Here is an 18156-nt window from a genome sequence, read left to right on the forward strand (position 1 = left end):
ACTATTTCCATGCTTCCTGACTGCCGAAATTCCGCTACATGAGACTTCCTTTTCTGCACAAAACGGTTGTGAAGAAAATCACGGGAGACGCATTAGGCATCGAACGTTACAAGGCCGACGCGGTCATCTCCAACCTGCTACGTGAGCTGCCCGAGCTGGTAGCCGCCGCGGTAGTGGATATCCAGTCGAAAAAAACCCTGGCCGCCTACACCACCGTGGCCAGCTTCGACCCCTACAAAATCAGCAGCCGTAACGCGGAGCTGATTAGTCAGACTCAAAAAAACCTGACCGCGCCGTGGCTGGCCGGCCAGCAGCTCAATGACCTGGTGATTGTGCTCGACGAACAGCTGCACTGCCTGCGCACTACGCCCGACGGGCAGCGCTTGTGCTACGTAGCCGTGCGCCTCGCCGATACCAACATGGCGCTGGTCCGCGACGTGATGCGTCGCCATTCCAACTGACCTTCTTTTTAACATCCACCACCTCTTTTCCTCACCCTTTCATGGCAAACATTACCCCGCAACAAGCTGTCCAGAACATTCTGAAGGAAATCCCCTCGCTGGTTGCCGTTGCCGTCGTGGAGACCGAAACCGGTATGCCGCTGGCCCACCACTCCAACCTGGCTACGTTCGATGCCGAAACCGCCGCTGCCTACAACACGGAGGTTATCAAGCAAAAGCTGAAGGCCATCCAGGCCCTGAAGCTCAATCAAACGCTGCAGGATATTCTGCTGACGCTGACCGACCAGCTGCACCTGCTGAAGCTGTCGGCCGACGGCGGCAAGTTCATCTACCTGGCCGTCAACTCGGCTGACACCAACCTGGCTATGGCTCGTCAGGTAATGAAAGGCCAAGCTTCGGTGCTGAACTAAGGCACTTTTGCTTCTGACAGAAAGCCCGCTGGCACAATGCCAGCGGGCTTTCTTGTTTGTACGCCTCACTGGTCAAAACGCGTGGAATTAGTTTCAACCTACGGGTTGGCACGCTGCCAGGCGCGCAACCGGGCCCTAGCGTTGCGCCGCACGCTGAGGTAGTACAGGCCGTAGTCGTTGAGGTGGTAGGAGTGGCGCAGCTCCCACTTGCCCGGCAGCGGAAACCGGAAGTAGCCGCGGCGGCCCGAAGGGTGGGTCCAGAGGATGCCTTGATGGACCTGGGCATCGGCCACGCCGGGCTGGTCGAGGCGCTTGAAGGAGAGAGGGACGCTGCCACGGTTCAGGCGGGCAGGCGCGTAGGCGGTATCGACGCGCCAGGTGAGCGGGTTGGTGACCAGGGCGCCGTCGTAAGGCGGATAGTCGTGGCCCCAGGAGCCGGTGTTCCAGCTCACGTAGCAGCCAGTTTGCAGCGAGTCGCGGCAAGGGCGCAGCGCCCGGTAGCCCAGCGTGTCGACGTTCAGCCCGACGAGGTAGGCGGCTACGAGGCGGCGGCGCAGGGCCGGGTCGCGGTCGAAAAACTCGCGCAGCAGGCGCCGGGCGTGGTAGGTGCCCTGGCTGTGAGCGGCAATGATGATGGGCCGGCCCTGGTTGTAATGAGCTAGGTAGTACTCGAAAGCCGATTTGACGTCGGCATACGCTAGGGCCAGAGCCTGCCGGCTGTTGGCGGTGCTGTCGAAGAAGGAGTAGAGCGTGGCCTGCCGGTAGCGCGGAGCATACACGCGGCCGGCGGCGTTGAACACGCTGGCCTGGGTGCGGATGCTGTAGCGGTCGGTGTAGCGGTTGACGTGCCGGTTGGCAATGTCCGTGTTCCAGCCCCGCGGGCGCACGCGCGTGGTCAGGTGCAGAAAGAACACGTCGGCCGGGGCACTGGCCTGGCGGCTGCGCAGACCGGAGTTCAGCGGCACGGCATCGGCCGAATCGGCGCGGGTGGGCAGGGTAGCCCAGCTCTCGGGGCGGCTGTAGTCGGGCGCGGGCGGCGGCGTGTAGTGCTCGAAGCTGCGCAGGGGCTTGATGAGCCGGATGCAGCCGCCACTAATCAGCATCAGCAGCACCAGCGCTGCCGGCCACCAGAAGCCTGACCGTGAGGAGGCGCCCATGCGGCTAGTTCTGCTGAGGCGTGGTGCCCGCGTCCGGCGTGGTGGTGACCGGGGCGGCTGGTTTAGCGTCGGTGAAGGTGTTTTCGAGCAGGCGCTCCTGGCGGAAGTACGTCAGCTTGCCGCTACGGTCGAAGCGGGCGCGCACCTGGGCCAAGGTCTGCTGGTACTGGTTCAGGGACTTGCGCAGGGAACGGCCGCGCTCCTGGAAGGTGGCCGTTACGGCACCATCGGCGTCGGGGGCGCTGATCTGCAGCGTGCTCGGGTCGAAGCTGATGCGGCTTTCGGTGAATTCGGGGAAGTGCGTGCGGTTCAGCTCATCCTCGATACCGGCGGGCGTGGTGTTCTGCAAGGAGAAAAACCGCTCCACCTGCGGGGCAAAGTGCTGGCTGGCGTTGAAAGGCGCCGTCAGCAGGTCGTTGTAGAAGGCCGTAAGCACCCGTTGCACCTTGGCGCGGGTAGCGGCCTCCAGCGCCGCCGCGTCGGTGACGGGGCCGGTGGTGCTGCCGGTGGCGCCGACGGAGTCCAGCGGCTGCGAAGTCAGTGGGATGGTGGGCTGCACGCGCACGGTTTCGGGGGCCTGCACGGGCGGCAGATCGAGCTGGGCCGCCTGCGGGCCTTCTTCCACGGCTACGGCGGTGGTATCAGCGGCGGTGATGGAGTTGCTGGTCAGGCGCTCCGAGCTGCGGTTGCCGAGCACCAGGTAGCCAATCAGCGCCAGCAGCGCCACCACGCCGCCGATGATGAGCACCATGCCCAGCGGCGACTGACGCGGAGCTTCCACGGGCTCGTCAGCCTCATATGCTACCGGCGACGAGCCTATGGGGCCTTCCGTCGGGCGGTGGGTGCCAGGGTCAATCACCACCGGCTCCAGGGGCGGCGCACCGTAGGGCGCGGCCACCGGCGGCAGCAGCGGGTCGTCGATGGGTGGGGGAATGACGTGGGGACCGGCTACCGAGGTGGGCGCATCGAACGAGAAAGGCGGTACTGCTACGGGTTCCGCGGGTACGTCGACCGGGGCGGCGGGCGGCGCGGCGTTGGTTTCGCCGAACAGCAACTGCTGCTTCAGCCTGTTGAATTCGTCCTGGGTAATGGCGCCCGCGTCGAGCATTTCCTTGAGCTGACGCAGGGTATCGAGGGGAGACGGAGTGGGCTTATCCATGGGGAGCGGAGGAGGACCGGCGGTTCAGGCTACTTACGGTCGAGGGCGGACAGTCGGTCACGCCGGCGCTGCACCAGAATCTTGCGGCGCTCGGTTTCGGTGGCGTTCTGCGTGAGTTTCTGCTGGTCTTCCTTGATTTTAGTGGCATGCTGCACGTTCTGCTCGCGCAGCTGCTGCATCTTGGCCAGGTTGCTCACCGTATCGGCCGCCAAGGTCTTGATTTCCTTGTCGAGCCGGGCCTTTTCCTTTTCGGCATCGGCCAGCTGCTTTTCGGCGGCGGCCACCTCGAGCTTGTAGTGGTAGGGGCGGTAGTCCCGGGCAAAGTTCTGCACCATGGTGCGCAGGGCGGCAAACTCCGAGGCGGTTTTGTCCGGGTCTAGCCAGGTACTGCCGTTGTCAAAGGCGGCGAAGACCTGCAGCTCGGCGGTGCTGTCGGTGGGGGCCACCACGTTGGTATAAAGGTCGAGCAGCTTGCCCGACACGCTCGAAACCGGCGTTTGCTTGGCCAGCAGCACGTCCTTATTGCCGCCGATGCCGAGCACGCCGCCCGCGCGCAGCTTGATGTTGTAGCTGTCCTTCAGAAACTGCTGCCAGAACTCGCGGGCTTCCTTGGCGGGGCCTTCCACCTGCACTTTCAGGGCCGGCCGCTCGCGCTTGTCCACGCTCACGGTGCTCGTACGCACGTCGTATACCTGCGCCGCGGCGGGCAGGCTCAAGAGCAGCAGCCCGGCCAGCAAAGCGCGGAAAAATGGGGTTGTCATCAGCAAGGAGGTTGTAGTGAGAGAGGGGGAGGCCAAGCTACACCAAATCGTGGCGTTCGAGGGCGGCGCCAAAGTCGGCGCGCATGTCGGCGAAGCGGCGCAGCACGGCGGCTACGAAGGCTTCGTCGAGCAGCTGCGGCAGCTCGGCGTCGCCGCCCAGCAAGTCCAGCTCGGCCACCTTGTAGGTCTGTTCCAGCGGGCCCTGCTCACACTTGAGCAGGTACTTGCCGTTCCACGCCAGCAGCGTGAGTTTCATGTCGGGGTGCGGAATGTCGGCTACGTGGCGCATGGGCAGGTATTTGGCGGGGCGAAGATACCACCTTGGGGCGGCAAACGCCGGGCTACTCAAACCGCGGTTTAGGCCCGCGCGTACAACAGGATCAGTTGCCGCGCTCCTTTCACTCCAACCATCCACAGCCATGCCACAGGGAGATAAGTCCAAGTACACGGACAAGCAAAAACGCCAGGCCGAACACATCGAAGACAGCTACGAAAAGCGCGGCCTCTCGGAAGAAGAAGCCGAACGCCGCGCCTGGGCCACCGTCAACAAGCACGACGGCGGCGGCAAAAAGCCCGGCGGCTCCGGCCGCAAGTCCAGCTAAGTTTCTTGCTGACATATATAGAAAACGGCCGCCGGAAGCTCCGGCGGCCGTTTTCCGTGTAGTGGGCTGGCATCAATCTATAATCAGCGCCAGCCTTAACCGGCGGGCGGCGTTTGCCGGGCCCGCGGCAGCTTAAATTCCAGCGTGGTGCCCTGCCCGGCGCTGCTGCGCACCCGGATGGTCGACTTGTGCGCCTCCACGATGTGCTTGCTGATGGCCAAGCCCAGGCCCGAGCCGCCCGCGTCGCGTGAGCGGCTTTTGTCGATGCGGTAAAACCGCTCGAAGATGCGGCGCTGGTGCTCTTCAGCAATGCCTTCACCGTCGTCGTGCACGCTGATGCGCACCGACTTGCCCACGTCGGCAAGCCGGACGGTGACGTGGCCCTGCTCGCGGCCGTACTTGATGGCGTTGTCGATGAGGTTGACGAGCACCTGCCGGATGCGGTTGCGGTCGGCCAGCACCGGCATTCCTTCGGCGGGCAGGTGGTCGGGCTGCAGGTGCAGCGTCATCTGCCGCTTGCTGGCTTTCTGTTCCAGATGATCGAAGATTTCGCGCACCAGCAGGGCCAGGTCGAAAGCCTGCCGGCGCATGCGCACCACGCCCTTTTCCAGCTGCGAAATCGTGACCAGGTCCTGCACCAGCGCGTCGAGGGCGTCGAGGGCGGAAGCGGCTTTGAGCAGGAACTTCTCGCGAATAAATACCTCGTCTTCGCCCGCGTCGAGCACGGTGTATACAAAGCCTTGGGCGGCGAAAATCGGTGTTTTCAACTCGTGCGACACGTCGGCCAGGAAGTCGGAGCGCAACTGCTGCAGGCGCCGCAGCTCGTCGATTTCCTTCTGGCGGCGCACGGCCATGTCGAGGATTTCCTCGCGCATGCGCTTGAGCGGCTCGGGCCGGAACAGGAACTTGTTCGACAGCTTCTTGAACTCCTTGCGCTTGACGTGCTCCAGGCCCGAGTAAATCTGGTTGACCTCGCGGAACATTAACGCCTCAAACGAGAGGTAAACCAGCAGAAAGCAGGCCGCCACCGTGACCCCCCCCGCCAGCACGGCCTGCTGAAACGGCAGCTGCGGCACCGCCGAGGCAAACAGCGTGAGCACGCCCGCAACCAGCAGCGCGATGATGACGGCAATGGCCCGGGACGACAGATGGAGGCGAAACACGAACGGAATGGGCGCCTCCTGGGCCGAAAACGCGCTGCGGACGGCCGGCTCCTGCACGACGCGGCCCACCACGGCGCGCCACAGCCCGGCGACGGTTTGGTTGGTCTTCACCGCAAAAGTCGTTGTTTAAATGGCTAAATGGCTGCCTCATTAAATGGCTGGCCGTTCAGGAAGACAGAACGGTCGGCCATTTAACAAGGCAGCCATTTGACAATTAATCAGTTATCCGCGTTGAACTTGTAGCCCACGCCCTTGATGGTCTGGATGTGGTGTTCCCCCACTTTCTCGCGCACTTTGCGCACGTGCACGTCCACGGTGCGGGCCAGCACGAATACGTCGTTGCCCCAGATGTTCTGCAGCAGCTCGTCGCGGCCGAAAACCTTGTGGGGCGAGGCCGCCAGGAAGGCCAGCAGCTCAAACTCCTTTTTGGGCAGGGTGATTTTGCGCCCGTCCTGGTACACGGCGAAGCCCGTGCGGTCGATACGCAGCCCGTTGATGTCGATAACGTCGGACTGGGGGCCGGCGGGCTCCAGGTCGCGGCGCACCACAGCGGCCAGGCGGCTCATCAGGGCGCGGGGCTTGATGGGCTTGCTCAGGTAGTCGTCGGCGCCGGCGTCGAAGGCGGCTACTTCCGAAAACTCCTCCGAGCGGGCCGTCAGGAACAGGATGTAGGTGTCCTTGAAGCGGGGCATGGCGCGCAGCTCACGGCAGGCGGCAATGCCGTCGAGGTTGGGCATCATCACGTCGAGCAGGATGATGTCGGGCCCGAACTGCGGGGCCACCTCCAGCGCCTTGCGGCCGTCGGAGGCCGTAGCCACCTCGTAGCCTTCCTTGCGCAGATTGTATTCGAGCAGCTCCACGATGTCCGGGTCGTCGTCGACCACCAGAATCTTGTAGGGCGTGGAAGCGGAAGCGGCGGAATGTTGCACGGCGGGAATGACTTAGGTGAGCAAAGGCACGCGTTGCGCCACAAAAATACCGCCTAGCCGGGGAGTGTGCGTGTTACCATATTGTGAACCACGGATTCGACGGATTTTTCGGATTACGCGGATTTCGTGGACGATTGTCCGTCAGACGAGACAGCCCGACCGCAAGGCTGAGCTGTTTGTGTTAGTGCCGGCTCAGTTCGTCACCAAAAAATGAGCCGAAGCGGTCAGCCTCGGCTCAATAATCGTCCACGAAATCCGCGTAATCCGAAAAATCCGTCGAATCCGTGGTCTAGTTCTTCGCTACCACGGCCAGCTTGTTTTTCAGGCCGCTGCATTTGTACATGTCAATCTTCACCGAGCCGACGAACATTTCCGCCTCGAACAGCACCGGAATCTTGTTCCGGTCGTCGGAGAGGTACACGGAAATGGCGTCCTCGCCGCGAAACAGCTTGTTCTTGGGCATCTTGGGCGTCAGGCGGATGGCGCGGATGACGCCGGCCTTGGTTTCCACGTTCTGCCGGCCCATGTACTTCACCGTCATGTCGAATACCTCGTCGTCGAAGAAGCCCTTCACGTTCATCACCTCGCCGATTTTGCGGTTGTTGTAGTCCAGCGTCCGCAGGTAGTAAAAGCCGCTGACCAGGTCCTGCACATTGTCGGGCACCTTGAACGACTCGCGCTTGATCTTGTTCTTATCCCGTTTGTGAGACTCCACGTCCACCGTATTCTTGTAGTGGTCGAAGTCCACGGTTTCGCGCTTGCGGTAGTTGTTTTCCTCGATGTTGCGGAAAAAGCGCTGCGGCAGAATGCTCGTCGTGTCGATGTAGGAGCGCCAGGTGTCGCGAACTTTCAGAAACAGGTCGAAGGAGCCGGTGGTGCGGCCCGTCACGGTGGCCTTGTAGCAGGGCCGGTCGTTCACTTTGTGAATGTCGTCGGACAGCTCGATGGTGGCTTCGGCGGCCGTAAGCAGGCCGTAGTGCACTTTGTACTGCATCGTCTCGCCGCGGCCGAAACTATCGTTGCGGACGGTACGCGGCGCCTCGTTTGGCGCGAAGGCCATCAGGCCGGCGCTCAGCAAAGCAGGTAGGGAAAGCAGAAGCCAGGGGCGACGGTTCATGTAAGCAAGTAAACGATATGCAATCTGGGGCTTTTTGATGCTAGGCAAAGCAGGTGCCAAGCAAATATACCGGGCGCCGTTGCCACACGAAACCCATATACGGGATTTCCGCCGTTGGCAGCTTAACGGATGTTGATGTGGCTGTAGTTCAGCGGCTAAGAAATTGTGACCCGGTGTGATACTATGTCGTCCGCGCCCTCAACGTCGTAGCGCGGTCGACACCAAACGAAAAAAGCCCGCGACACCAGTCGCGGGCTTTTCCAAATGAAAGCAGAGAGGCTTACAGCGTGTCTTCGCCGTCCTCGGGGCCGCTCAGGTCCACCGGAATGGCGGCGGCTACGGCTTCGGGCTCACCCTTGGCCATGGCGCGTACTTTAGCTTCGATTTCGTCGGCCAGCTCGGGGTTGTCCTGCAGAATGGTTTTCACCCCTTCGCGGCCCTGGCCGAGGCGGTTGCCGTTGTACGAGAACCAGGAACCCGACTTGGCGATAATGCCCATGTCGGTAGCCAGGTCGAGTATTTCACCGACTTTGCTGATACCCTCGCCGTAGATGATGTCAAACTCGACCACTTTGAAGGGCGGCGCGACTTTGTTTTTCACCACCTTCACCTTGGTGCGGTTGCCGGTCACGTTATCCTTGTCTTCCTTGATCTGACCGATGCGGCGGATGTCGAGGCGGACGGAGGCGTAGAATTTCAGGGCGTTACCACCGGTGGTGGTTTCGGGCGAGCCGAACATCACGCCGATTTTCTCGCGCAGCTGGTTGATGAAGATGCACAGGCAGCCGGTCTTGTTGATGGTGCCGGTGAGCTTGCGCAACGCCTGCGACATGAGGCGGGCGTGCAGGCCCACTTTCGAGTCGCCCATGTCGCCTTCCAGTTCGCCTTTCGGCACCAGGGCGGCCACAGAGTCGATAACGATGATGTCGATGGCACCCGACGAAATCAGCTGGTCGGCAATTTCGAGGGCCTGCTCGCCGTTGTCGGGCTGCGAGATGATCAGGTTTTCGGTGTCGATGCCGAGCTTCTGGGCGTAGATCGGGTCGAAGGCGTGCTCGGCGTCGATGAACGCGGCAATGCCGCCCTTCTTCTGGGCTTCGGCAATGGCGTGCATGGTCAGCGTGGTCTTACCCGACGATTCCGGGCCGTAAATCTCAACGACGCGGCCGCGGGGCAGGCCACCAATGCCAAGGGCAATGTCCAGCCCGAGCGAACCGGTGCTGATGGCGGGAATGTCGCCGACTTTGTTGTCGCTCAGCTTCATGACGGTGCCCTTGCCGTAGGCTTTGTCGAGCTTATCCATCGTGAGCTGAAGCGCCTTGAGTTTCTCGGCTTGTTGGTTGACCGTCTTGTCAGTGGTAGCAGCCATGTGTTGCTGGGGGTTGGGGAGATATGATGTAGGTTTGAAAGTCCTTTCGGGCCAAGCCGCCGGGACGGGAGCTATTACGGTGAAAACCGCGTCAGCGTCCGTTGCAGGCAGCTTTTTCTAACACAGCCGACCGTCTTTTTGTGCCAACTGCGCAATAAATATATGAGAAAATCTTTGCTAAAACTATTAGTAGCTGGGGTTCTGTATTTTATAAGTCCGTTAGCATGGGGTCAGCTCGACAACCGGGCGTTTCAGTACCGCGCCCCGGTGCGGCCGGAGTACGACAATCAGCTGCGGCTGGCGGTGCAGAGCTTTCTGTTCACGAAGGATAACGAATATTTCAACAAGATCTTCGAGGGCCGCACCTACTACGGCACCCAGCTGGCCACCCGGCTGGCCTACTTTCCCAGCCCCAAGCTGCGGCTGGAGGGCGGCATCTTTCTCTATAAAGATTACGGCAACCCGCGGATGCGGCAGGTGCAGCCGCTGTTTACGGCCATCTACCAGACGGGTCCGCACCGCATCCTGTTCGGCAACATCGACGCCCACCTCAACCACAACTACATCGAGCCGCTGTTCGACTTCGAGCGGGTGATGCTCAAGCGGCTGGAGGAGGGCATGCAGTACCAGTACACCACCCGCCGCTGGAACATTGATGCCTGGGTGGACTGGCAGCGGCAGCAGTACCGCTTCAGCGACTTCCAGGAGCGCATTGCCGGCGGGCTGGTAGCCGACGCGGCCGTGGTGCGCGACTCCAGCGGCTGGCTGGTGCGGGTGCCGTTTCAGTTTCTGGCCACCCACCGCGGCGGGCAGCTCGACACCATCGAAACGCCCTTGCAGACCCTGTTCAACGTGGCCAGCGGCCTGCGCGTGCGCAAGGAAGTGGGCCGCAAGTTCCTACATAGCTGGTACGCCGACGCCTACGGTACCTTTTTCCACGACTATTCCTTCACGCGGGAGCTGCCCTACAAGAACGGCACCGGCCTCTACCTGAACTTGGGCGCCGATACGCGCTTCTCGAAAATCCAGGTCAGCTACTGGAGCGGCACGGGCTTCGTGGCGCCGCTGGGCGGCCCGCTCTACCAGTCGATTTCCTACACGGTGCGCAACCCCGACTACACCGAGCGCCACCGGCAGCTGCTGATTCTGCGCTTCTTCAGCGACTACCGCCTCACCGACGGCCTCACGCTCAGCACCCGCTTCGAGCCGTTCTACGACTTCACCAACAAGCAGATCGAGTTTTCCTTCGGCACCTACATCAACTTCAACCGCGAATTTCGCCTGACCACGCTCAAGCGGGAATAAGCGGCAAGACGACGAGGCTGAACGGCTCCTGGGAGGTGCCAGGTGCTCAGAAACCATTGGTTTTGCCCAGGTGCGACGTCACATAAGGACGAAAACCACAGTTTCCGGGCATATGCGACGTCACATGAGGATAAAAACTGTGGTTTCCGGGCAAGTGCGACGTCACATGAGGACGAAAACCACGGTTTTTGCCTTCATGTGACGTCGCACTTGGGTAAAATCAATGGTTTCCGGGTACCTGGGATGTCCTATGTGCCTCGCGGCAGCAGTTTTGCGCGTAGCAGCAGGCCCGGTAGGGTTCGAGTAAATGCAGAACAGACCTGCTACCTGGAATAAGGTGGATTCCACCGCGGTTACGCTCGGCTGAGCGTGTAGTGCCAGATGCCGGGCTCGTCGATGCCGGTGCGCTGAAAGCCCAGGGCCTCGGCCGTGGCCTGGCTGCGCTGGTTGTCGGGGCGGCAGCGCAGGGTGAGCTGGCGGGCGTGCAGCATGGCAAAGGCAAAGTCGACCACGGCGGCCAGGGCCTCGCGGGCGTAGCCCTGGCCTTCGGCGGCGGCGGCCAGGTAGTAGCCGATTTCGCCGGTGCGGATGCGCGGCGAATCGGGCTGCAGACTGATGTCGCCGAGGTACTGGCCGGTGCCGAGCTGCCAGATGCCCCAGACCAGCAGGCGCCGCTGCCGCCACTGCTCCGTGAACAGGCGCAGCTGCTGCTCAGCGTCGGCGTAGGTGCGCACCGCCGCCACGCGGCGCGGAAAGGCCGGTTGCAGGCGCGCCGCCTCCGCATCGAGCAGGGCGAAGAAGGCGGAGGCGTCGGTGAGCAGGTAGGGGCGGAGCAGCAGGCGGGCCGTGCGCAGGGGCGTCGGGGCCAGCAGAGGCAGGAGCGTCATAGGCGGCACTTTTCCACACGTAAGGCGGTGCGGAACGGTTGCGCGCGGGCTGGTTTCAGTGGGCAAACTCCAGGCGCGCTACGCGAGGCGACGATAATCAGGACCAAACTGCGCTTCTACATCTGCGAGTGAGGCCAGGTGCCACAGCGCAGCCGCTCCGGTACCACTTGGCGCCATGTTCACCTCGGTAAGCAGATAACCGTTGGCAAGTTCCAGCAGCGCGGCAGTGAGTATGTCGTCTTCATACTCATAGCTGATGATGCCCACAATAGGTTGATTCAACACAAACGGTACCCGATGAGTTAGCTCCGTTGACCCGGCAGGTAGCGCGTCCTGCGTGCCCACTCCGTCCTCAAGGGATTCGACCATCGAAGGCAGGTCGATAACCAGCCCGTTATCCAGTTGCAGGTAGCAGTAGCACGTATCGAGCCAGCCATCAACGAGGCCAAACTGAGCGGAAATCCGGATAATGGAACGGCCTAATAACTCTCTGAGCAACATATGGCAATGGACCAACCTAAACGCAATAACGCCGCGGCTGGTAAACCGCGGCGTCACCAAGTAAAACCATAATCTGCTTACCGCTGCGCCGGCAGCGTCGAAATCAGGGCAGCTTCGCTCAGGTGCGGGTGGCGGTACTGGGCCGGGCTGCCCAAGGACTGCTGGGTGCGCATCACGTTCATCTGCCGGGCGGCTTCGTTGAAAAATTCCAGGCGGCGGATGAGCATTTCCTTGGTCAGCACGCGGCCTTCGGGCGTCTTCATGTAGTCCTTCGCGTCGTCGAGCAGGCGGCGCATGATGGCGTTGCTGTTGTCGAAGCTGGCTTCGTACTGCTGCTTGAACTCGGCCACGCGGGCCAAGCCGTCGGTGGTGAGCTGAAACGAGGCGCCGCCGTGGTTGAGCACCTCGCTCAGCACGTAGATTTCCAGCGGCAGCGAGGTTTCGAGGGCCGTGGTGCGCAGGTCGAGGCCGGCGCGCAGCGCGTCGTCCACCATGTGCAGGTTGCGGGAAAAGCTGTCGTAGTAGCCTTGGACTTCCATGGGAAGAGAATGATGAATTATGAATGCTGAATTATGAATTTGATTCTGGCTTGGTGCGGAACGACCAATTCATAATTCAGCATTCATAATTCAGAATTGCTAGAGCAGTTCCTGAACGATTTGGTCCACCGTCACGCCTTCGGCCTCGGCCTTGAAGTTGCGCACGATGCGGTGGCGCAGGATGGCCGGGGCCACGGCGCGCACGTCCTCGATGTCGGGGGAGTACTTGCCGTTGAGCAGGGCGTTGCACTTGGCCCCCACGATGAGGTGCTGCGAGGCGCGCGGACCGGCACCCCATTCCAGCAGCTGGGTGGCGCGCGGGGTGGCGCGGGGCCCGCCGGGGCGGGTTTTGTGCACCAGGTTCACGGCGTATTCGATGACGTTGTCCGTCACCGGCACGCGGCGCACCAGGTGCTGGAAGGCCTCGATTTCGTCGGCCTGCAGGATGCGCTGCACCGTGGGCTTGAAGTCGGCCGTGGTGTTTTTCACGATCTGCAGCTCGGCCTCGTAGCTGGGGTAGTCCAGCGTGATGTTGAACATGAAGCGGTCCAGCTGCGCCTCGGGCAGCGGGTAGGTGCCTTCCTGTTCGATGGGGTTCTGCGTCGCCAGCACGAAGAAGGGGCGCGGCAGCGCGTAACGCTGCCCGGCCACCGTCACGGCGTGCTCCTGCATGGCTTCGAGCAGGGCCGCCTGCGTCTTGGGCGGCGTGCGGTTGATTTCGTCGGCGAGGATGATGTTGGCGAAAATCGGCCCCTTCACGAAGTGAAATTCGCGCTGCTGGTTGAGCGTTTCCGAGCCCACGATGTCAGAGGGCATCAGGTCGGGCGTGAACTGAATGCGGTTGAAGGAGAGGTCCAGCGCGTTGCTGATGGTTTGCACCAGCAGCGTTTTGGCCAGACCCGGCACGCCCACCAGCAGGGCGTGGCCCTGCGAGAAAACGGCGGTCAGCATCAGCCGCACCACCTCGTCCTGCCCGATAATAACCTTACCGATTTCCTGCCGCAAGGTGCGGTACGACTGCGCCAGGGCGTCAGCCGCTTCTTTGTCCGAGGAGTATGTGCGCATTAAGGGAGGTATCAGTGGTCAGTTGCGAGTTGTCAGTGTAGCATGGTCGAGGTTCCGCGCCCGGAGGCTGCGTCAGGCCCGACAACTAAAAACGGACAACGGACAACCGCTTATTGTTCGGCATCCAGCACTTTGCAGCCGGCGTACTCGGGGTCTACTTCGATAAACACGGTGCCGCGGTTGCGCAGGAACCACTCATCGAGGGCTTTATTTTTCTTCTGGTTCAGGGCCGCCAGCGCAATCTTCTGGTAGTCGTCCTTGAGGTTGGCCTGGTGGGGCGGGGTGTTCGACTTCAGCCAGATGATGCGCACCGCGTCCTTGCCGTCGTCGGTGCGGTAGGGCAGGGGCTTGCTGATGCGGCCCACCTTCATCGTGTCGATGGTGAAGAAGATGGCCGGGTCGAGCTGGTCGAGCGGAATGTAGGAGCTGCCGTCGCGGCGGTTGGCGAGCAGGCCCCCGTTGGCACCCGACTCCTTGTCCTCCGACATATCCTTGGCCGCTTTGGCGAAGGTGATGCTGTCGTGCTGAATGCGCGAGCGAAGCTTGAGCAGCGCCGCCGAAGCCGCGTCGATATCGGCGCCGCCCGATACGGGCTTCATCAGGATGTGGCGGGTGTTGTAGGAGTCGCCCTTCTTCTCGATCAGCTGAATCAGGTGGTAGCCGAACTGCGACTTGACGATGGGCGAGAGGCCGCCCGGCTCCATGCGCAGCGAGGCCGCTTCGTACTCGGGCACCAGCTCCTTGCGCTTGAAGAAGCCCAGGTTGCCGCCGTCCTTGGCCGATACCGGGTCTTCGGAATACTGCCGGGCGAGGGCGGCAAAATCGGCGCCGGCCAGAATCTGGGCGCGCAAATCGTTCATTTTGGCCACCACGGCCTGCTCGGCCTTCTCATCGGGCTTGGCCAGCTTCACGATCTGGCCTACTTCCACTTCGGTGGAGTAGTAAGGCAGCGAATCCTTGGGAATCTTGTTGAAGAACTGGCGCACCTCGCGCGGCGTCACCGTCACCTTGCCAGCAATCTGGTCCTGCATTTTCTGCTGCACCAGCTGTTCCTTCACCTGAAGCCGCAGCTCCTCCTTGAGCTGGCGCAGGGGCTTGTTGTAGTACTCTTCGAGCTTCTTCTCCGAGCCGATCTGCTGGATGAAGTAGTTCATGCGGCGGTTCAGCTCGTTGTTTACCTGCGAGTCTTCCACCACCACCGAGTCGGTTTCGGCCTTGGCTACCAATAGCTTGTTGAGCGTGAGCGACTGCAGAATCTTGCACTGAATGTCGGGCGGCAGGGGCTTGCCCTCGGCCTGCTGCAGCTGCTGCTGGTAGATGGCATCGAGGTCGGAGCGCAGCACAATCTGGTTGTCGACTTTCACGATGATACCGTCGACGGTCTGGCGAGCGGGGCCCGAGCGGCCTACCCCGGCCAGGGTTTGCGCCTCAGCGCGGCCGAAAACCAGCACGGCCAGCAACAAGGCGGCGAAACGAAACAAATAGGTCATGTCAGAAGAAAAAGCAACGGTGGCGGGCCCGGCAAACGCCCGATGACGGCCGACACTACCACCCCGCCAAGGCAAACGCCACAAGCGGCCGGTAAATTTCAACATAAATAGCTGCGCGGACAAAAAGCCGGCCCGCTACGACCGAAAGAGCCCGGCTGCGGGGCCAGGGTTGCAAGCGTCCGGCCGTGGTTTTCGGCCAGTCGCCAGTCATTGCTGCGGCCGGTTAAAAAGCGCCACGGCTACAACCAAGTGGCCAAGAAATACCAGTAGCTTAAAAATAGTGGTGCCACGGCTTTAAGCCGTGGCACCACTTCGTTCGGACGACAATCGTCCACAAAATCCGTGTCCGTCAAATCCGGAAAAATCCGTGGTCTACTTGGTGACCAGCTTGCTTACTTCGGCTTCGTTGACTTTCACCGGGTACTTGCCGCGCAGCTCCTGCACCCACTGCTGCTCCAGGTAGTTCTGGTAATCGGAAGTGGCCTGGCCGCGGGCTTCGGCGAGGGTTTTGGGGCCGGCGGGCAGCACTTTCTCCACCTTCACGGCGTAGTAGCGGCCATCCTGCTGCACGGTGTAGGTGCCGGGCTGCTGGGGCACGCCGTCCACCACTTTGTTGTCGCCTTTGGGGAAGGCCCGCTGCTGAATCTGCACGCCCAGCGGGTTCTGAGCCTGGTTGTTCAGCATTTCCTCCAGCACGCTGGGCTGAGAGCTGAGCAACTCAATTTTGGCCGTCGGTGCGCTGGCGCGCGCAGCCGTAGCGGAGCTGATGCGGTTGGCCGAAACCTTGCTGTCGGTCAGGAATTTTACCACGCGCTGGGTGCGGTCCTTGGCTAGGCTGGCTTTTTCACCGGCTTTGAACTGCCCCGTGACGCGCACGCTCATGTCCGGCTCGTTCACCAGCCGCTGCAGCAGCTTCGTGCGGTTGAGCAGCCCAATCTTGGTCATTTCCACCGAGTTGGGGCGGAACTCCAGGGCCGGCGGCATGTCGCGCTGCACTACGTACTGCCCCACGGCCAGCTGCTGCTGGGCTTTCTTGAGCAGCTCCGGCGTGGCGGCGTTGATGACGGTAGCCTGCACGCGCGGCTCCCACTGGTATTTCGCCTGGTTCTCGGTGAAATACTTCTGCAGGCCCACGGTGTCCTCGATGGCCTTCGACCATACCTTCTCGTCCATCAGCTGGAACAGCAGAATTCCGTCGCGGTACTCTTTCACGAGCATGCGGTAGTCTTCGTGCTTGGTTTCCAGGTTGGCGCGCTCGTACTCCATCAGCGACTGATCCACGAACTGGTCGTAGAGCAGCTGCATGGCGTAGCTGGGCGAGGTGCCAGGACGGGCCTGTTGGTGCTGGGCTGTGTAGTCGGCGAAGTCCTTCACCGTGTAGGCCTTGGTGCCGATGGTGAAGACCGGCGTAGCGCCGGCCACGGTGCTCTTTTTACCCTTGGCGGCCGGCACGTTGGTCAGCCGGGTCAGGTAAGGGTCGGTTTTGAAATGGCCGGCCGTCAGCGCGGTGTCGGCCTGGGCCAGCAGCAGGTCTTTTACCGGCGCCACTTCGGTGAAGTGGTTTTCGGTGCGCACGCGCTTGATGAAGGCGGCGCGGTTCAACTCGGAGCGGGAGTCTTTGGCTACTTTTTGCTTCAGCCCGGCCTCCGACTGCTCAAACGTGGGCACCGCCTGCTTTTCGATCAGCTTGATGATGTGCCAGCCGTAGGGCGTCTGCACGGGGCCGGCAAGCTGGCCCGGCGTCTGCAGCTTGAAGGCGGCCTCCTCGAAGGAGGGAATCATGCGGCCGGTGCCGAAGGGCGGCAGCTCCCCGGCGTTAGCGGCTGAGCCCTGGTCCTCGGAGAACTGGGCCACGAGCTTGTCCCAGTTTTCACCCTTCTGCAGGCGGCTGTACAGCTCGTCGACCTTCTTCTTGGCCATGACGGAGTCGGCCTTGGGCATGCCGGGCGTGGCGCGCACCATCAGGTGAGCCACTTTGATTTCGCCCTGGGCCGGGCGCATGTCGTTGACCTTGATGATGTGGTAGCCGAAGCGCGTGCGGATCGGCTGCGACACTTGACCCACCGGCGTTTTGTAGGCCGCGGCCTCAAACGGGTACACCATCTGCAGGGCCGTGAAGTAGCCCAGGCGGCCGCCGTTTTCGCGGGCTGAGGGGTCTTCCGATGTTTCGCGGGCTACTTTCTCGAAGTCCTCGCCGCCGGTTACGCGCTGGCGCAGGGCCACAATCTTGTTGTAGGCGGCCAGCGTGTCCTTGGGGTCGGCCTCGGGCGTGACGCGGATGAGAATGTGCGAGGCGTTGACCTCCTTCTGCATGTGCTCATACGCTTCGCGCACCAGCTGATCCGTGACGCTTTTCTCCGTCAGGTAGGGCTGGGCCAGCTGCTGCTTGTAGCCCTCCAGCTCGCGCTTGAAGGCCTGCGTAGTGTCGAGGCCTTTGGCTTCGGCTTCGATGACCTTCAGCTTGAAGTTGGTGTACAGGTTCAGGTATTCCTGCACACTGGCCTTGCTGCCGGCATCGGGGGCGGAGCTGTTGTTTTTGCGGTACACGTAGGCAAACTCCGACGCGGGCACTTCGTGGGTGCCCAGGGTCATCAGGACCGGCTGCGGGGTGGAGGTTGCGGTAGTGGGTTTAGTGGCCTGGCAAGCGGCCAGGAAGGCGGCCACCGCGGCGGCGCCGGAAAACAGAATGCGGTTGTTACGCATACAAAATAATTGGCACGAAAAAGCCGTCCGCACGCTAGATCACGCCCGGCGCGGACGGCTGCTTGTCGCAATGTTACGCAAAAATCGGCGCCTGCCGAAGCCTTAAAGCTCAGGGCAGGCGCTTACTCAGGCGGCAGAAATTGCGCGTACCGACGGTGGTGTACTCCACGTGGTCCATGATGCGGTTGACCAGGGCAATGCCCACGCCGCCTTTTTTGCCGATGCGGATGTGCTCCTGCAGGTCTGGGTCGCGGTATTCAGTGGGGGAGAAGGACTGCCCGTCATCCTCGGCTTCAAAGCGAAACTCGTGGTCGGCAATTTCCACCCGGATGTCGAGGTGCTTGTGCTCGTCCTCGTGGTTGGAGTGAATGATCAGGTTGGCTACAATCTCGTCGACGGCCAGAATAATCTGGTTCTGCAGAATATCCGAGAGCTGGTGCTCCTGCAGCACGCCCGCCACAAAATCGCGCACCGTCTTCAGATTGCTGCGGCTGCAACTGACGCGGATGGTGTGCTGCATGGCGAAATCGGGCGTAGA

The 18156-nt window shown here is 61.9% G+C and carries 19 protein-coding genes; 4 read left to right on the forward strand and 15 right to left on the reverse strand.

All coding sequences use genetic code 11. The features are described from left to right. Positions 1-38 precede the first annotated feature (38 nt). Together FDY95_RS17765 and FDY95_RS17770 are read left to right on the forward strand one after the other, a co-directional pair. Positions 39-461 (forward strand): hypothetical protein, encoded by a 423-nt coding sequence (locus tag FDY95_RS17765; RefSeq protein WP_138079828.1) that lies wholly within the window; start codon positions 39-41, stop codon positions 459-461. Positions 462-502: 41 nt separating this feature from the next. Further along, positions 503-871: a hypothetical protein gene (locus tag FDY95_RS17770; protein WP_138079829.1), complete on the forward strand. Its 369-nt coding sequence runs from the start codon at positions 503-505 to the stop codon at positions 869-871. A gap of 98 nt (positions 872-969) precedes the next feature. Here FDY95_RS17770 and FDY95_RS17775 read toward each other — a convergent pair whose 3' ends face one another. From FDY95_RS17775 to FDY95_RS17790, 4 genes are read right to left on the reverse strand one after another with little or no spacing between them, the layout of a single operon-like run. Next, positions 970-2028: a DUF3089 domain-containing protein gene (locus tag FDY95_RS17775; RefSeq protein ID WP_138079830.1), complete on the reverse strand. Its 1059-nt coding sequence runs from the start codon at positions 2026-2028 to the stop codon at positions 970-972. A 4-nt stretch (positions 2029-2032) separates the two neighbouring features. Further along, complete coding sequence (locus FDY95_RS17780; protein WP_138079831.1) at positions 2033-3187, reverse strand: SHOCT domain-containing protein; 1155 nt, start codon at positions 3185-3187, stop codon at positions 2033-2035. Positions 3188-3216: 29 nt separating this feature from the next. Continuing rightward, complete coding sequence (locus FDY95_RS17785) at positions 3217-3948, reverse strand: hypothetical protein (RefSeq protein ID WP_138079832.1); 732 nt, start codon at positions 3946-3948, stop codon at positions 3217-3219. Positions 3949-3985: 37 nt separating this feature from the next. Continuing rightward, positions 3986-4237, reverse strand: a complete 252-nt coding sequence (locus tag FDY95_RS17790; RefSeq protein ID WP_138079833.1) for a hypothetical protein — start codon at positions 4235-4237, stop codon at positions 3986-3988. A 130-nt stretch (positions 4238-4367) separates the two neighbouring features. On the opposite strand from FDY95_RS17790, the gene FDY95_RS17795 reads away from it, so the two are divergent. Further along, positions 4368-4550, forward strand: a complete 183-nt coding sequence (locus FDY95_RS17795; protein WP_138079834.1) for a hypothetical protein — start codon at positions 4368-4370, stop codon at positions 4548-4550. Between the two features lie 95 nt (positions 4551-4645). Here FDY95_RS17795 and FDY95_RS17800 read toward each other — a convergent pair whose 3' ends face one another. The 4 genes from FDY95_RS17800 to recA form a co-directional block, all read right to left on the reverse strand. Then, on the reverse strand, positions 4646-5824 hold the full coding sequence (locus FDY95_RS17800; protein WP_246074066.1) for a sensor histidine kinase: 1179 nt from the start codon (positions 5822-5824) through the stop codon (positions 4646-4648). A gap of 107 nt (positions 5825-5931) precedes the next feature. Then, positions 5932-6642, reverse strand: a complete 711-nt coding sequence (locus tag FDY95_RS17805) for a response regulator transcription factor (RefSeq protein ID WP_138079835.1) — start codon at positions 6640-6642, stop codon at positions 5932-5934. 289 nt (positions 6643-6931) lie between these two features. Continuing rightward, positions 6932-7759, reverse strand: coding sequence for a DUF3108 domain-containing protein (locus FDY95_RS17810; protein ID WP_138079836.1), 828 nt, complete (start codon positions 7757-7759; stop codon positions 6932-6934). A 280-nt stretch (positions 7760-8039) separates the two neighbouring features. After that, positions 8040-9128 (reverse strand): recombinase RecA, encoded by a 1089-nt coding sequence (recA, locus tag FDY95_RS17815; RefSeq protein ID WP_138079837.1) that lies wholly within the window; start codon positions 9126-9128, stop codon positions 8040-8042. A gap of 267 nt (positions 9129-9395) precedes the next feature. On the opposite strand from recA, the gene FDY95_RS17820 reads away from it, so the two are divergent. Beyond that, positions 9396-10433 carry a hypothetical protein gene (locus FDY95_RS17820; protein WP_138079838.1) on the forward strand — a complete coding sequence of 346 codons (1038 nt, stop codon included), beginning with the start codon at positions 9396-9398 and terminating at the stop codon, positions 10431-10433. 353 nt (positions 10434-10786) lie between these two features. Here the strand turns inward: FDY95_RS17820 and FDY95_RS17825 are convergent, their stop codons facing one another. The 7 genes from FDY95_RS17825 to FDY95_RS17855 all read right to left on the reverse strand — a co-directional run bounded on the left by FDY95_RS17825 (position 10787) and on the right by FDY95_RS17855 (position 18138). Then, positions 10787-11320, reverse strand: coding sequence for a GNAT family N-acetyltransferase (locus FDY95_RS17825; protein ID WP_138079839.1), 534 nt, complete (start codon positions 11318-11320; stop codon positions 10787-10789). A gap of 78 nt (positions 11321-11398) precedes the next feature. Beyond that, the gene (locus FDY95_RS17830; protein WP_138079840.1) at positions 11399-11821 is read right to left on the reverse strand and encodes a hypothetical protein; all 423 of its coding nucleotides are present in this window, start codon (positions 11819-11821) and stop codon (positions 11399-11401) included. 77 nt (positions 11822-11898) lie between these two features. Further along, entirely contained in the window at positions 11899-12360 is a 462-nt protein-coding gene (locus FDY95_RS17835) for a hypothetical protein (protein WP_138079841.1), read from the reverse strand. Between the two features lie 99 nt (positions 12361-12459). Further along, positions 12460-13425 carry an AAA family ATPase gene (locus FDY95_RS17840; protein ID WP_138079842.1) on the reverse strand — a complete coding sequence of 322 codons (966 nt, stop codon included), beginning with the start codon at positions 13423-13425 and terminating at the stop codon, positions 12460-12462. A 110-nt stretch (positions 13426-13535) separates the two neighbouring features. Further along, entirely contained in the window at positions 13536-14915 is a 1380-nt protein-coding gene (locus tag FDY95_RS17845; RefSeq protein WP_138079843.1) for a peptidylprolyl isomerase, read from the reverse strand. Positions 14916-15287: 372 nt separating this feature from the next. Beyond that, positions 15288-17618 carry a peptidylprolyl isomerase gene (locus tag FDY95_RS17850; protein ID WP_138079844.1) on the reverse strand — a complete coding sequence of 777 codons (2331 nt, stop codon included), beginning with the start codon at positions 17616-17618 and terminating at the stop codon, positions 15288-15290. A 109-nt stretch (positions 17619-17727) separates the two neighbouring features. Beyond that, the gene (locus FDY95_RS17855) at positions 17728-18138 is read right to left on the reverse strand and encodes an ATP-binding protein (RefSeq protein WP_138079845.1); all 411 of its coding nucleotides are present in this window, start codon (positions 18136-18138) and stop codon (positions 17728-17730) included. Between the last annotated feature and the right edge of the window lie 18 nt (positions 18139-18156).

The organism is Hymenobacter jeollabukensis, assembly GCF_005771675.1.
Taxonomy (GTDB): domain Bacteria; phylum Bacteroidota; class Bacteroidia; order Cytophagales; family Hymenobacteraceae; genus Solirubrum; species Solirubrum jeollabukense.